This window comes from Phycisphaerales bacterium (genome assembly GCA_029268515.1).
Taxonomy (GTDB): Bacteria; Planctomycetota; Phycisphaerae; order Phycisphaerales; family SM1A02; genus JAQWNP01.
Window position 1 is genome coordinate 501,032 of sequence record JAQWNP010000006.1, and the last position, 14,914, is coordinate 515,945.

Annotated in this window: 9 protein-coding genes; 4 read left to right on the top strand and 5 right to left on the bottom strand. The window is 49.2% G+C overall.

Translation table 11 applies throughout. The features are described from left to right. Window positions 1–19 precede the first annotated feature (19 nt). Window positions 20–757, bottom strand: a complete 738-nt coding sequence (locus tag P8J86_05020) for a sigma-70 family RNA polymerase sigma factor (GenBank protein MDG2054051.1) — start codon at window positions 755–757, stop codon at window positions 20–22. Window positions 758–999: 242 nt separating this feature from the next. On the opposite strand from P8J86_05020, the gene P8J86_05025 reads away from it, so the two are divergent. The 3 genes from P8J86_05025 to P8J86_05035 all read left to right on the top strand — a co-directional run bounded on the left by P8J86_05025 (window position 1,000) and on the right by P8J86_05035 (window position 7,346). Continuing rightward, window positions 1,000–1,944 carry a hypothetical protein gene (locus tag P8J86_05025; protein MDG2054052.1) on the top strand — a complete coding sequence of 315 codons (945 nt, stop codon included), beginning with the start codon at window positions 1,000–1,002 and terminating at the stop codon, window positions 1,942–1,944. Window positions 1,945–2,074: 130 nt separating this feature from the next. Next, window positions 2,075–4,330: a hypothetical protein gene (locus tag P8J86_05030; protein ID MDG2054053.1), complete on the top strand. Its 2,256-nt coding sequence runs from the start codon at window positions 2,075–2,077 to the stop codon at window positions 4,328–4,330. A 1-nt stretch (window position 4,331) separates the two neighbouring features. Next, a complete protein-coding gene (locus P8J86_05035; GenBank protein MDG2054054.1) occupies window positions 4,332–7,346 on the top strand; it encodes a VWA domain-containing protein in 3,015 nt (1,004 codons plus the stop codon). Window positions 7,347–7,351: 5 nt separating this feature from the next. Here the strand turns inward: P8J86_05035 and P8J86_05040 are convergent, their stop codons facing one another. From P8J86_05040 to P8J86_05055, 4 genes are all read right to left on the bottom strand, one after another. Further along, a complete protein-coding gene (locus P8J86_05040; GenBank protein MDG2054055.1) occupies window positions 7,352–8,728 on the bottom strand; it encodes a SpoIID/LytB domain-containing protein in 1,377 nt (458 codons plus the stop codon). 152 nt (window positions 8,729–8,880) lie between these two features. Continuing rightward, entirely contained in the window at window positions 8,881–9,831 is a 951-nt protein-coding gene (locus P8J86_05045) for a DNA-directed RNA polymerase subunit alpha C-terminal domain-containing protein (GenBank protein ID MDG2054056.1), read from the bottom strand. 78 nt (window positions 9,832–9,909) lie between these two features. Then, window positions 9,910–11,463: an MATE family efflux transporter gene (locus P8J86_05050; GenBank protein MDG2054057.1), complete on the bottom strand. Its 1,554-nt coding sequence runs from the start codon at window positions 11,461–11,463 to the stop codon at window positions 9,910–9,912. 51 nt (window positions 11,464–11,514) lie between these two features. Further along, window positions 11,515–13,812, bottom strand: a complete 2,298-nt coding sequence (locus P8J86_05055; GenBank protein ID MDG2054058.1) for a M14 family zinc carboxypeptidase — start codon at window positions 13,810–13,812, stop codon at window positions 11,515–11,517. A 141-nt stretch (window positions 13,813–13,953) separates the two neighbouring features. Between P8J86_05055 and P8J86_05060 the strand changes: the two genes are divergently transcribed. Then, entirely contained in the window at window positions 13,954–14,913 is a 960-nt protein-coding gene (locus P8J86_05060) for a ChaN family lipoprotein (protein MDG2054059.1), read from the top strand. Window position 14,914: the final 1 nt, after the last annotated feature.

Below are 14,914 nucleotides of genomic sequence, written 5' to 3' on the forward strand. Positions count from 1 at the left end.
CTCAGGCCCTATAAAGGGTCTAACTCCCAGTTAAAAATTGTTCATCAGCAACAAGAAGTTGGCTTTGCTGATGGTAAATATCTGCAATCGCTTCATCAAAGAGCTTGTCGTCAGAGACGAGGCCCGCACGGTCTGCTTCCGTCGCTTCGTCATCCGTAAAACTGAATCGTTCCATCGTTTCTTTTAATCGCGCACGGAGTGCAATACGTACTTTGTTTGCATACCGACTCACGGTAGGCTCACTAAACTCCAGCTGCTTCGCAATATTTTTACCTGACATGCCATCGAGTACGCCCATTCGATACACCTGAAACTGCACGAAGTTTGAGTCCGCTTCTGTCGCACGAATAGCTGCGTACACCTTTGCACAAAAAATGCTTTGCTCATATGCCTTGTCTGGGTCGAGCGCTACCAGTGCCACCATATATCGATCATCAAGCGACGTGGGCCGACGGCCTCCACCACGTTTTTGGGCCATCCGACGATCAACCTCATCACCAAGTGCGTGTTTTGCAATCGCGAGTAACCATGTACTGAAACGGGCGCCGCGCTCCGGGTCAAAGCGGTCGATTGACTTTGATAATTGAGCGAGCGTCTCTTGGCTCAGATCACGGACTGTCTCAAACCCAATACTGCCAGCACCCCACTTTGTTAATTGTTGACGTAGGACTGGCCCAAAAACTTCCCAGAGCTCAAACCAAGCCGCCTCGTCACGCTGGCGCAGACGACGAACAAACGTCGTTGTGAGTGTATTCATGGGCATATCCACCTTATTGGGAACCAGCGAGCTTTGATTTCAGGCCCACTTTAAAGGTCCTGTAGAGCTTGTGGTTACCCCCCCTTAGTGTAGGCCCTTGGTCACTATGTCGCGATATGGTGAAATTCTCAACCACAAATCCCTAAAGACATATTAACACAGCCTCTCTGGCTGTTTTTGACTTGTACTTACGGGCCGAGTGATTTCGGCCGCCAATGACCACTCTAAAGGAAGGTAGACCTATGGTTTCAATGACACGCTTCATTTTTCGTTGGGGACTCATCACCGGTGTTGTTACTGGTGCCACAGTTCTGATTGTCGGCCCTGAACGGGTTTGGGGAGGACTTGCCCAGATCAAAGCTAAAGCCCAGAGTGTCGTTGATTATTACATAGACGATCCGATCGCGCTAAGGCATCAGCTTCAAAATCTCGCAAGTGAATACCCCGATCGTATTGCTGATGTTCAAGGTGAACTCGCAACCGTTGAACATCAGCTTCTTGAAATTCAGCGTGATATTGATATCGCAGATCAGGTGGTGGGACTTACAACCACTGATCTATCTGATCTGCGCGATCTTGTTGCTCGAGCAGAGGCGGAGCAAACAAGGGCTGTCACACCTGTTGCCATTCGATATGAAGGGTCTCGATTTAACCTTTCTCAAGCCTATACAGAAGCGCGGCGAATTCAAAGTGTCAAGAACACTTATGATGATCGTCGGGCTCAGGATAGACAGCAGTTGAAGTTTCTAGAGCAACAGCAGCAACAGCTCATCAACATTATGGCTCAACTCGAAACTGAATATGCCACGTTTCAAACCAAGCTGTGGCAGATTGATCGTCAAATCAACACGATTGAACGCAATGATCGACTTATTGAATTGACTGAACAACAGCAGGCCACCCTTGCAAGCTATGACCGCCTTGGAAATGTGAATAATCTTAAGCAGATCGAGGGCCGCTTAGCCGAGCTTCGTGCGGTACAAGAGGCAACACTACGGACGCTTGCGAAAAAGGATGTGAATAAAGATTATGAGGCGAGAGCCGCTATGGGCTTGACCGTCAATATAGATAAAGGCAGCCCATTCGAGAGCCTCGATTCTCCCCATCAAGACTTTGAATCGACGCCCGCTGTTTGGGCGAGTGAGCCTAGCCCACTGACTTGGGCTGACGAGATTGTGATTGATTAGGGCTGTTTCTTCGTTTATAGCCCCAACCAAAGACCGTTACACGGACCCGCCACTAGCCCTGAGCGGGTCCGTGTCTATGATCTGGAGCAGGTATTGTCGCCGGTTGATCCGCATTGGCCTCCAGATGAACATGAATAGCAACACGCCACAAATCCAAAGCGCCCTTCGCCGTATCTCCGCTCGCGAAATTAGATCGCGTGCTTTGGCTTGGTTTGTCATGGGATTACTTGGTGGTGAGCTTCTTGCCATTGTTGTCTTGCTCATCACTCGATTTTTATCAATTGCATCGCCATGGTGGATCTACCTCATTATCTCACTCATCCCCGCCCTCGTGCTCACGGTTTATCAATTGCGAAGAAGAGACTCTCTTGAGCAAACTGCCACCAAAACCGACCGGCGTCTTAACCTGAAAGATCATCTGGGCACCGCAACCCGCATCGATCAATTACCCTCTTGTGATGCTGGTTTCGCTTCCCAGCTCAAGGAGCAAGCGCTGCTTCTTGCTAAACAGATTGATCCCAAGCAAGCTGTCAAAATCCAATGGAAACAAACACTACCCGCGCTCGTTGGAGCACTGGTACTGGTTGTATTAATTATCTTTGCGCCATTGGCTGTGAAGAAAACAACAACAAATGTGGCCAAAGACTCCTCTGCTGGACTAGAAACAGCATCACTTATCCGCAGTGTCTTGCCTCCAGCAGACGCTGTTGACCCAACTAGCTCAGATGAAGATCGTGATATTCTCGATGAGCTTGCTGCTGAACTTGAAGATCCCGAACTCTCTCAAGAGGATGCCTCGCGGCTTGAGCAAAAATCTGCTGCACACATGCAGCGCATGGCTAGTGCGCTCAACAAACAAGCAAAACAGAGTGCTGCTCAAGCGGATGCGATAGCAGAACAATTTCGACGCGCCAGTGACGCCGCCCCAGCCCGAACAAATCAACAAAAAACAGAGGCACTGGCAAGCGCATTATCGCGCGGTGACTTTGAGCAAGCCGCAGATCTTCTGGACGATGCGAATCGCGCTATGAGTGATCCCGGTCAACAAGAAGATCGTGCACTTCTTGCTGACTACCTCGATCGACTCGCTGATGCAATGGAGAACCAACCCCAACAGAACTCACAAAAGTCGATTGTGCGAGAACAACTTGAGCAACTCACACAAGACCCTGACTTAGCCCAGAAGCTCACCTCTCCCGACACCAATGATCTGACTCAAGATGAAGCCATTGAGGCACTTGAAGAAGCTGGCTTGGATGCGGAAGTGGCTCGAGAGCTTGCTGCAGATCTTGAACAGTTCGCAGAGGATCAAAAACAACAAGATGATCTTGAGCAACAAAAAAGAGATATGAGTGAAGCGTTGGAGCGCACTGCAGAATCTTTTCGGCAACCGCCTCCATCGCAGCCTACGACACCAGATCAAGAAAACGATAACCCGGAGCCACGGGAGACCAACACAGAACCCGCGCCGGAAGTAAACGAACGCCCTTCTCAGCGTGAGACAAGTAAACAATCTTCGCCGCAGCAACAGAACGAGCCCGCTGATCAAGAGACACCTGAAGAAGGTGATCAGGGTGATCCACAGCAACAGAATGAGCCCACCGATCAAGAGACACCTGGACAAGGTGACCAAGGTGATCCACAGCAACAGAATGAACCCACCGATCAAGAGACACCTGAACAAGGTGATCAGGGTGATCCACAACAACAGAATGAGCCCACTGATCAAGAGACACCTGGACAAGGTGATCAGGGTGATGCGCCACAATCGCCTACAAATCCGCAAGAACAATCCACAAAACGACAAGATGATGGCCGTGATACACAGCAGCCTCCTTCTGGAAACGAGCTGAACCCTGCACAAAACAAAGAAGAGGGCCAAAATACGGGTGAACAACCTACCGGCGATCAAGGTCTAGGTCGTGAACAAACACCAGATCAAAAAAGACAAACTCAACCCACACCTGCCTCCGATGCGCTGCGACAGTTGGCTCAAAAACGACGGGACGCTGCGCGTCAACAAAACCAAGCAGAACAGCTCGACCGGGCACTCAGACAGATTGTCTCTCAAGATTCTTCTTCTGCTAATGGTCGTACTGAACTTACAAAATCGAGTGACCCCACCGATACCGCAAGTGATGACCTCAACAATCAACTTCTTGATGTACGCAATGGAGCCGATCCAGATAAAACAACAACGCGTTGGCTCACACCCGATGGTGAGATTTCTCCAAATTTAACCAGCCAGTTGTATCCAACACCAAATGCAGTACCCGCCGCCGAAGCACAGCAGATTGCAGAACGGGCGACCACCACGACTGTTGTTCCACGAAGATATCACGATCTGATACGTCGATACTTCGAGCAACTTGGGACACAGCCGTAAGATGCCAATTGTTTTCGATCATCCAACAGCATTGCTCTTATTGTTTCTTATTGTTCCATTCATGCTCATTGGCATGAAAGCGGTCCAGGGCATGGGTTCTTTTAGGCGCAGGCTTATCTTGGGCTTTCGTGCGATATTGATTGTCTGCTTGGCTGTGGCGCTTGCTGATCCGAAAGTCGTGCTCCCAACGGATAAGCTCACCACACTTTATGTCGTGGATGTGAGTGCATCGGTTCGTCAGTTTGCCCAACCATCGACAGAGAACATCAGCCAACTGGCTGAAATGAGAACATGGATAGACAACACGAGTGAAGATAGGCCCCCGCTTGATCGCGTGGGTGTGGTTGCTTTTCAAGACAAACCCAAGCTCGTCCACATGCACACTGTGGGCCCACTGAACGATTTGGTATTGGAAGGTACTGGTGCCTCAGGAACCAATATCTCAGATGCCCTTCAATTGGCTTCGGGCCTATTGCCACCAGATACGCTTGGGCGTCTTGTCTTACTCAGTGATGGTAACGAGACGGCTGGTGATGCTTTGTCAGTGGCTCATAGCATTGTTGCGAACAGCGATCTACGAATCGATGTTGTTCCGCTTCGCTACGCCATTAAGGGTGAGACATATGTCGCAAGCCTAGAGGCGCCCGCTATAGCGCGGCCAGGCCAAACCATTGCGCTTCGCGTTGTTATTGAGTCGGCCGATCCAATGACGGGCCAACTCGTTCTTTCTAATGGTGGACAGCGTGTTGATCTTAATGAGGATCCACAGCAGTTTGGCTTGCCGATCGAAGTGCCCGCGGGTCGGAGTGTGCACGTCATTAGTGCCGCTATTGCCCCCACTCCTATTAATAGATTCGAAATTAGCTTCTTGCCTGATGGGCCCGATCTTGTCACTGCTAATAACACGGCATCGACAGTCGTTGCGACACCTACACGCGGCCGCATGTTAATCGTGGCTCAAGATGTTGTTCTACAGAACACACTTGATTTCGCTGATCTACCTGTCATGACAATCCCTCCTGACCGACTTACAACCGATTTGTTATTGCTCCAGACTTACGATTTGATTGTGTTGGACAACATCCCGGCTTCCGCGATTAGTTTGCTACAACAAGAACGCCTTCGAACCTATGTAGAGGAGTTTGGTGGCGGCCTACTTATGATTGGTGGACGGTTGAGTTTTGGCCCGGGCGGCTGGAATAACACACCATTGGAGGCACTTTTACCTGTTGAACTAGACCCGCCTGCCGAACTTCGCCGTTCAACTGGGGCCCTTGTTCTGGTTTTGGATAAATCAGGATCAATGAAGCGGCCTGTTGGTGGGGCGCTTGCGTCACAACAGCAAGTCGCGAATGAATCAGCCGCACTTGCAATTGAATCGCTTCTCTCGGGAAGCTGGGTGGGCGCCGTGGCTTTTGATGAACAGGCGTATGAAGTACTTCCAATGACACGTAAGGATGACGAGGCTAATCTCGGTGGACCTATCCGCGGAATCCAAACTGGTGGTGGCACCAGATTGGCTCCTGCCTTGAGGTTGGCCCAGAAGATGCTTTTACCTATTGATGTGCCTGAGAAGCACATTGTTCTTTTGACCGATGGCCGAACCGATGAAGCAAACCTTCAACTTATTGCCCAGGATATAGCTGAGCAGGGCATTTCACTCACAACGATTGCTGTTGGCGATGAAGCAGATCATCGCGCCTTACAAGGGTTAGCAAAAATTGGTGGTGGTGTGTTTCATGATGTACGCAATCCAAGACTATTGCCTCGAGTCCTTATTGATTCGGTTCAGGTCATTAACACCCCACTTATTAAGGAAACTGAACTCTCTGTTGTGCCCCGCCCAACCGGATCTCCCCTCGCCGCTTCAATGTCATCGGCGCCAACAATTTCTGGCAGCATTATCACTTCTCCCGCAGATGATCCGGCGGTACAAATAGATCTTGTTGACTCTGATGGCGATCCCTTGCTCGCCCATCGTCAATTTGGCATGGGCCGTGTTGGAGTATTCATGTCAGATAGTGGTCAGGAGTGGACAAATGCATGGCCCACATGGCAAGGGGGACCTTTGTTCTGGGCACAACTTACGCGATACTTAGCCCGCGCCCCTGCGATTGAGGATCTCGAACTTGTCACGCGTGTTGACGGCGAAACGTTATATGTTGACTTGCAGGCAATGGATGAAAATGGTGATTGGCTTGATTACCTCACTTCTACTGCAACGGTACGTGGACCAGGTGGATCAAAGCGACGGATGAACCTCACCCAAACCGCACCGGGACGTTATCAGGGAAATATACAACTGAATAAAAGTGGCGACTACGTGCTTGTTATTGCGGCTCGTCATGGCACGCGCTCTTTGGCTCCAGTTATTACTGGTGTTAATATTCCAGCAGCAGCTGAGTATCGATTTCAAAGATCTAATGATGATCTATTGACTAAAATTGCTGCTGCCGGAAAAGGTCGCATTCTCGAATTGAATGCCCCAACAGCCGCCAATGTCTTTTCAAAGGCTGATCTTCCGGAACGAGCATCATTGAGCTCGCTTTGGCCTGTATTAGCATGGATCTGCCTGGCCCTACTGTTACTCGATGTTGCTGTGCGTCGACTTGTATTAATGCCTAATGCAACCACTCAAGCCACAAATGCCTCAACCTCGTCTCGTGCTTTAGGTGCGATGCGAATGCGACAAGTCAAACGAAGTAAAGGATCGCCAGCGACAGCAGTACGTCCGGAAGATGAATCACTAACTCCCACTTTCGATCCTCTTCCTCTGAACCAACCTGGCTTACAGAAGGTCGAATCAATCAGTTCCAGCGCACCGGCAGTCGATAAACTGAGTGAGGAAGAGCTTCATGCCGCAATTGATAAATTACTTGGCAAAAAAAGTTCCGCCAACAAGCCCTCAGCATCAGAGCCCCCGCCCGAAACGCCGCCAGAGAACACCGACGGGTCCGAAAGTACATTGGATGCACTTCGCCGAGCCCGTATGAATCGCCAAAAAGATGTTGACTAAACAATTCAAGTTGATGGATTACTGATTGGCATCAACGGTTCATCGGGATCTGATTCGTTTGTTGCCGATTCAGATGCCTCATAGGCCTTCATAATTAAGACCCCTGGATAGTAAAACTCGACAATAGCATGGGCTTCCTGCCCTGCACGAGCCATCGCCTGCGCCCCGTACTGGCATAGGCCCACCCCATGACCAAAGCCCCACCCCTCAATGCCTATGAGATCGCCATCGACCTTAATACGAATATTCTCCGATAGCAATTGAAGCGATGCCTGTCCCCCTTCTGAATCACCCCGCATGAGTGCTCGACGTAATTGTGCGGCACTGATTTCGATCGCTCGACCTTGCTGATCTGAAATCACCATCGATCGTGCTCGCCCAAAGGGATTGACACTCTTAACCTCAATTGCCTTCAATTGGCCAAGACGCGCTAACTCTTCCTTGTCGTGACTCTTCCCGAAGATCCTAAGCCGCTCTTCAACCAGCTGGCGTGTTGTTTTTCGTGTCCAATGGAAAACGCTGGCTTGATAGCACTGTGCTGGTGGGCCATGTCCATTAAGTGGTGCTATCTCATTAATCGGATTTGGGCCAATCGCTTCACTGGCAAGTGCCGGTTGACCGCCACAACAACTAGCGTAATACCCGGGAACCAGTCGCCCCTGATAACTAAGTACTTCTCCATGTGTTTGTTGAACAGATACCAGCGCCTCTTTGTTTGTGGTGGTGCCTTGATATACCTGAGATCGGACTGATGATTCAACATCAAAGTGACTGCGTCCAATGCGTGACAAGATTTCATTTATTGCATAGCTTCGTGCCGCGATTGCTTGGGCCTCATACGTTTGTTGGTGCCAGTCAGCATAGAGCTCGCCGGAAAGAACACCGGGTAAATATTGTTCTATAGGAACCTCATTAATAAGATCCCAAGCACCCGAACCCTCATTGCTAAGGGGCTCCAAACGAAATATTCCGGGGTATTGCCGAGGCGGTTGTGCTTTACCAGATTGAATCGATATTGAAGATGACACGCTGCCTTGTCTGTTTGCATCACGCACGATGAGCGACTGAATCGGCAGGACAACACGGCCACGGCCGGATGTTTCTTGGAATCGCCAACCATCACTCGCAAGATATATTTCTAGTGGACCAGAGAATGCGCCCAAAAGCACATTGTCCTGAGCATTTGTAATTCGTAACCGTTGACCAGATTTGCCCAAAATCAGACGCTCGCCTCGATTTCGAATTCTCTTTAATCGGACTCTTACATCTAATTGTTGGGTTGGAACAGTGTGGCCAACTTGAGGTGAAACCTCTTGGGGCTGCTTAGCGACGACCTCACTCTGTTGATGCTCGGTGCTCTCTTCCTGGGGCGAACAACTCAATATTGAGCACATTACTGCGCATGTGATCGTCGCCGGGAATACATATAGCAACCTGTTGAAAAACTTCATCAGGGTTTATTTTAGACACTACCTGAGTTTTCTCAGAGAGAACTGTCACGTTTGCTGCAAATTATGTCGCTAACGAGCCCGAATCAGTCAAGATTTCTCAGACCCAGCCCATAGGCGGTGAGAAGCTCACCGATCTCCTCGAGGCTGGTTGCTCCAAAGTTCTTGACGCCCATCAGCTCAGCTTCTGTCCGTGTTGCCAGGTCACCAATGGTCTGGATACCTAATAACTGAAGCGCTTTTCTTGAACGAACCGAGAGGTCAAGACCAGACAAGGGTTTGTTAAGAACATGCTCAGGAGCTTGGCCCTTAAGTTCCTCATAGATCTCTTTGCGAACGCGGCTGTATTGACCTTCAAGGCCTTGGCCAAGGCGGAGGCCTTTACTGGCAAGCATCGCTCGAATCTCAACCAAGGATGTCTCACCAAAGTTCTTATAGCTAAGCAGCTCTGACTCGCCAACACGAAGAAGATCGCCAAGTGTTCGAATCTGCATTTTCTTAAGGCAATTTCGAGCGCGGACAGAAAGTTCGAAATCGGTTACTGGTGTATCAAGTAGCGCGTTACGTTTAGCGAGGTCACGTGCGTGTTCCTCGTCATAGTACATATCTCTAGAAGCAGATACATCCCTCATAAACAAACGTGCGCGAAGATGGTTTGGGTTTGTATCTAGTACTTGGCGAAGGCACTTTTCAGACTTCGCAATTTCACCACGATCTTCATAAAGAACCGCAAGGTTAACGAGCGCGTTGATGTGGGCTTGGCCCTCACAACAAATACTCTCATAAAGATCTATGGCATAGTCTTCCTCGCCCATCAGATCTAACAGATACGCTAAGCGGAAAATATGCTCTGGGTGATCGCCCATGTCGACCGCTTTGTTATATTCATCAATCGCAGCCATGCGATTGCCTTCGGCCTCAAACTTCTTGCCAGCCTCATAGTGGTTTGCTGCAGCCTTGATGTCGTGCTCACCAACACCATTTCCAATCATTGTGTCTAGCACGTGCTCGGCGGATCCAGGTTGGACTTCATTCATTTGAGGGCTCCGGCGACTGGGTGGTCGCGATTTTGATGGACTACGCAGTCTATCGAGCACTTCTCCCTGGTACAAGACTCACTGCTTTGACTTGACCTCAGCCTCTCCAATGGCGTCCGCCATGTCCCGAATAGATGCATCTGCCTCGCTCGCTGGGGGTCCTGGACTGATTATTGAGGGTTTTGGGTGCCCAGCGGCTCCTGGCAACAGCTTAATCCGCCGCCATGCGCCTCCCTCAAAGCGAATTCCCATCGTAATACCAAAGGCAATGACATAGATTGCGGCGCCAATCCATGGTCCCAACGCTTGCAGCTGGGGCCAAAAAGTGGTGATTAACCAACCAAGTCCAATAATCAGGGTCCAACTGAAGACCACTGTGATCATGCTTGGCCACTTGGTATCACCAGCGCCCCTCAGTGCGCCGGTATACACAATACCGATGGCATCAACGGTCTGAAAGAAGGCTGCGCAGATCATGAGCTTGCCACCCATAACGATGATGACATCTATTTGCTCAAGAGTCGCATTGCCCCCAATAAAGATTTCTACGAGGGGGTTTCTAAAGACGATGAACAAGACCGTGCATAGCGTCATGTAAGACATCGCCACAACTAAACTCAAACGAGCTCGCTTCACCGCTACATCTGGCTTCCCAGCCCCAATGTATTTACCGACTAATGAATTTGTGGCCACAGAAAGACCCACTGCTGGCATAAAACTAAGATGCATATAGGTCAAGACAATCCAAGACGCCGTCATCTGCGCTTCACCGTAACTGCCGACCAAAACAGTCATGAAGATGGCCCAACAAATAATCTCGCTCACAAATTGAACGGCTGGTGGCCAGCCAATTGTCAAAAGGTCTTTGGCACTTTCCTTGTGAAATCGCCAAGCGCTGCGTGTATGAAGTGAGTTGTTGAGCTTTGGGCCAAGAAAAATAGCGAATGGAATGATGAACTCAAATACCGTTCCAATGACGGTTCCGATTGCTGCGCCATACACACCCATTGCTGGCATACCTGGTATTCCAGGAATACCGATACTTGGACAACCTGCTTCCCCAAAGATCAAAATGTAGTTCATAACAGCATTAACGATATTGCCGACAATAGCCGAAAACGTCACCACTCTCGGACGCTGTAAACCAAAGAAAAAGTTGTTCATTGATCGCGATCCAAGCAGAACAATCGCACCAACTAATTCGATCTGTGCATATCCGGTTTCTTTTTGAACCAACTCAGGCGTTGCTTCAGGCATTACAGAAAAGATGTATGGAAGTATCGCCGCATACGGAATAAGGAAGAGCAGCCAGATCACCACACTGATCCATAATCCACACCAGGCATAAGCTGGGCCACGTTCGGGTTTCTTGGCGCCAACATTTTGGCTTACAAATGTGTTTATGACGGTGAGAAATCCAAAAGCTGCCGCCAGCGGCACAAATGCCCATATGCCCCCATTGCTTGCGGCAGCAAGATCAATTGGTCCAACTTGGCCAATCATGAGCTTGTCTACGAACTGCATCACCGTGTAACTGGTCATTGTTACAACGGTGGGCCACGCAATCGACAGCACCTCCTGCAAGGGTCGGTGCTCAAGATTTGGTGGGCTTGGCTTGATTGGGGCTGACATGTGCTCGCCATACTACACATCAAGTCCAAATGGACTCGAAGCACGAGCTATTCAGTTGCCATATTGAATCAGAATGTATGAAAAATCATCCGTATCAACTGTTCCGTTGCCATCGATGTCACCGCGGCAGTAATCCACTGAAGCACAGTTGTTAAAATTGATCAGAAAGATGGTGAAGTCCTGAAGACCTACAACCCCATCACAATCCAAGTCGGCCGATCCAATTCCCGGCAATGGTGAGGCTTGGCCCACCAATCTAATGTCATCAATATTCCAGCCGCTGTACCGCCAGCCGCCATCAGTTGTCCCCATGACCCAGCGTATTTGTAGTGCACGTTGACCGTCTGCATATGCAGATATATCAACCTGCTGGTCAACCCACTGGCTATCCGTGATCTCTCCAGCATTAGACCACACCGTATCCCATGAAGAGCCATTGGAGCTCACTTGAATCGAGGCGTGGTCATAGGTGGGTTGTTCAACATTGAGCCAGCGGGCAAAGCGAAGCTGGGTACCTATTGATGAACTACAGTCAATCGGATCAGTGGTGAGGTAGGACTCGGCAAGGTTGTTCGCATAGTCGCCATTGAGGTTGTAGCCCAACACATTGTTTCCAGTCGCGCCACTTGTTGGATCGGCGTTGCCATATTGGCCTCCGCCACCGGTTGGTACGCCGTAATCCCATTGGCCTCCTTCAAGCCAATTAGGATCTTCATCAAGTGTCTCAATGAAGAATGGGGCACCAACTCTGACTGAGTACGCTTGAGTAGGCCCAGCTTGCGGTGATACCACTTCAACACCGTTTTCAGTCTGTGCTGTGATGTAATATTCAATTGGTAGCCGGCACAACGATGCGTCAATAGTACATGTGTATTTTTCATCGCCAATTGATGTTGTTGGCCGTGGCGTGAATTGGCTGCCAACCTCTCTCGCCATCACCTTGATTGTGCTGGGATCAACACCTGATCCTGCACCAGATCGGACACCAAAGAGCAGATCGATATCCTCGCCCTCATTAATGAGTAACTGTTGCCCCTCAGGAAAGAGAATTTGTGCTGGCTCATTCGCAAATTCCATCATTTCTAGGACCGCTTGAAAGTTCTCTTCACCAGTTGGGATGATCTGATCCGCTCCAAGTAAAAAACCTGGTTGCGATGACGAGGGGCGTAGTTCGATGGTGTAGCCAAATATTCCCTGTGAGTAATGCCAATCCTCACAAGTTCCACTCGCCAAATAAATGAACGTGGACCCTGATCCATGTGGGTAACTCTCGCCATGAACGTCATAAATCGCTTGATTCATTCGGGCGCCAAGATCATTGATCACTTCGTAATCGGCTGGTAAGTCATTTGTATGACCCCATGGCTGCAGAATCAGTTGAGAGTAATTATGAAAGTCGATGTGGGCAACAATGTTGTCTCGTGACAAGACAAGATCTCGCATTGATGATGTCTCTGGTTCTGAGAATGGCCCCTCGCCAATATAGACATCACTATTCGAGTTTGTGCTTGTACTTTCGGGGCCGCCCCAATCAATGTCCCAGTTGCGATTGAGATCGACACCAAATGTTCCGTTCCCATTATTGCGCCTATTCTTCCGCCACAATCGTTCTGTTGTGTGTGAGTAAACATAACCATCGGGATTAACGATGGGCACAATCACAACTTCGGTTGAATCGAGCAATAATGTAATCTGAGGGTCTGTTCCATAGCCAACCAAAAGTTGCTCTGCTATGTACATTGGCACCATCACACTGATCCACTCTCTTGCGTGCTGGCAGCCGTTAAGCAAGATTGCTGGTTTTTCTGTGCTTGAATCAGTGTTGATCACCAGCCCAACAATATCGCGATTTTCATGTGTGGATCCAAGAACGATCTTTTCAGAGATACCATCGTGTGCCGCAACAAGTGCGTCAATCTTTGTCACTACCTCATCGTATGTTCGATAGTCACTAAACCAATCCCCTACCCTTCGTGAATCTTGGCGGCTCTTTTCCTCGGCCAAAATAAGCTTATGAACATCTCTTACTGTGATCTGGCATCGTAAACCTAGAGCCTCTGCTTGACGAAGCTGCGCATTGGTCACCAGCCAGACACCTCTACCCAAGCCTGGTCGGCAACCCCATGGCCTGGCGCCCAGCTCACTTATCATTTCAAAATCAGGGAGTGTGGGCACATCGATGACAGCCAACATTTGTGTGCCCGCCACCGCTTGTTTTTGTAAACCCATACCACGTGGCGAATGAAGAGCATGTGCCTGTTGATTGAACAAGCTCACTAAGAGTGCTAAGACACCAACAAGCCCAAGTATTTGACTGTTGATATTCACTAAAACTGGAACCTTTGACATCTTCAAAAATCTCTCCCAAATGCTCTTTGATTGTGTTTTTAGAGCCCATTTATACTACATCGCCTATGGATTTTTCCAAGGTTAACATGATGAGGTATGTGTTCATTTGACCTTAGGTGGCTTTAGAGTCATCCTGCTCCCATGAATATTGGCCCAAAAAAACAGATTCTCATTTTTGTTTGTGCGACAACCTTGATGTGGCTGATGGTTGGTTGCCACTCTGGCCAACAGACCACAACCCCTCCTCGCCAAGTTGCCGTAAAAGATGCTCAGTCAATCATCCGCGTCTTTGAAGGAATCAATTCCAAACAAATTACGTGGCAAACGCTCCTTAGTGAACTGATCTTTGCTGACATCATTATTGTTGGTGAGATGCATGATGATGCTGTTGGGCATGCTATTGAGCTTTTGCTTGTTACAGATGTAACCAAAAACTGGCCTGGAACTGTGTTGTGTCTTGAGATGTTAGAAAGAGATGAGCAACCACTTGTTGATGATTATCAAGATGGTTTTATAGACGCTGAGACTTTTCAAAGCGCAACCAAATCTACTGACTGGGCCGGCGATGGATCGTTTGATATGTGGTATCAACCATTGATTGATGTCACTAATCAAAATAAGGGATCTGTTATTGCGGCCAATGCGCCCCGCCGATATGTGAAGGTGGCGAGACGTGATGGGTATGAGGTCCTTGAAGCACTTCCGAAACCACGCCGAGACTTTATTGCAGTGCCCTTAGGCCCGGTAGACAAGGCTTACTTCGAACGTTTCACCGAAGTGATGGGCGGACATGGTGAAAATGCTCCAGATCCTCAAGTCATAGAAGATGTCTTTCGTGCACAACGAGTTTGGGATGAAACCATGGCCCACTCAATTGTGATGGCTTCAGAAAATGGCGCCCAAAAAGTGATTCACATTGTTGGGCAATTTCACAGTGACTTTGATGGTGGTCTTGTTGATGCCATCGAAACGATGGCCCCAGATGTTAGTGTGGTTGTGATTAGTCTCCAGCCAACAAATCATCTTGTGTTACATGAAGATGATGTTGGTCGAGCAGACTTTGTTATTTACACAGCACCGGCCGACAATCCTTCGCCATAGA

Excerpts from the sequence above, each read along its gene's own strand:
- P8J86_05045 (MDG2054056.1), bottom strand. The coding sequence starts at position 9,831 with ATGAATGAAGTCCAACCTGGATCCGCCGAGCACGTGCTAGACACAATG.
- P8J86_05055 (MDG2054058.1), bottom strand. The coding sequence starts at position 13,812 with ATGTCAAAGGTTCCAGTTTTAGTGAATATCAACAGTCAAATACTTGGG.
- P8J86_05050 (MDG2054057.1), bottom strand. The coding sequence starts at position 11,463 with ATGTCAGCCCCAATCAAGCCAAGCCCACCAAATCTTGAGCACCGACCC.
- P8J86_05060 (MDG2054059.1), top strand. The coding sequence starts at position 13,954 with ATGAATATTGGCCCAAAAAAACAGATTCTCATTTTTGTTTGTGCGACA.
- P8J86_05035 (MDG2054054.1), top strand. The coding sequence starts at position 4,332 with ATGCCAATTGTTTTCGATCATCCAACAGCATTGCTCTTATTGTTTCTT.
- P8J86_05030 (MDG2054053.1), top strand. The coding sequence starts at position 2,075 with ATGAATAGCAACACGCCACAAATCCAAAGCGCCCTTCGCCGTATCTCC.
- P8J86_05025 (MDG2054052.1), top strand. The coding sequence starts at position 1,000 with ATGGTTTCAATGACACGCTTCATTTTTCGTTGGGGACTCATCACCGGT.
- P8J86_05020 (MDG2054051.1), bottom strand. The coding sequence starts at position 757 with ATGAATACACTCACAACGACGTTTGTTCGTCGTCTGCGCCAGCGTGAC.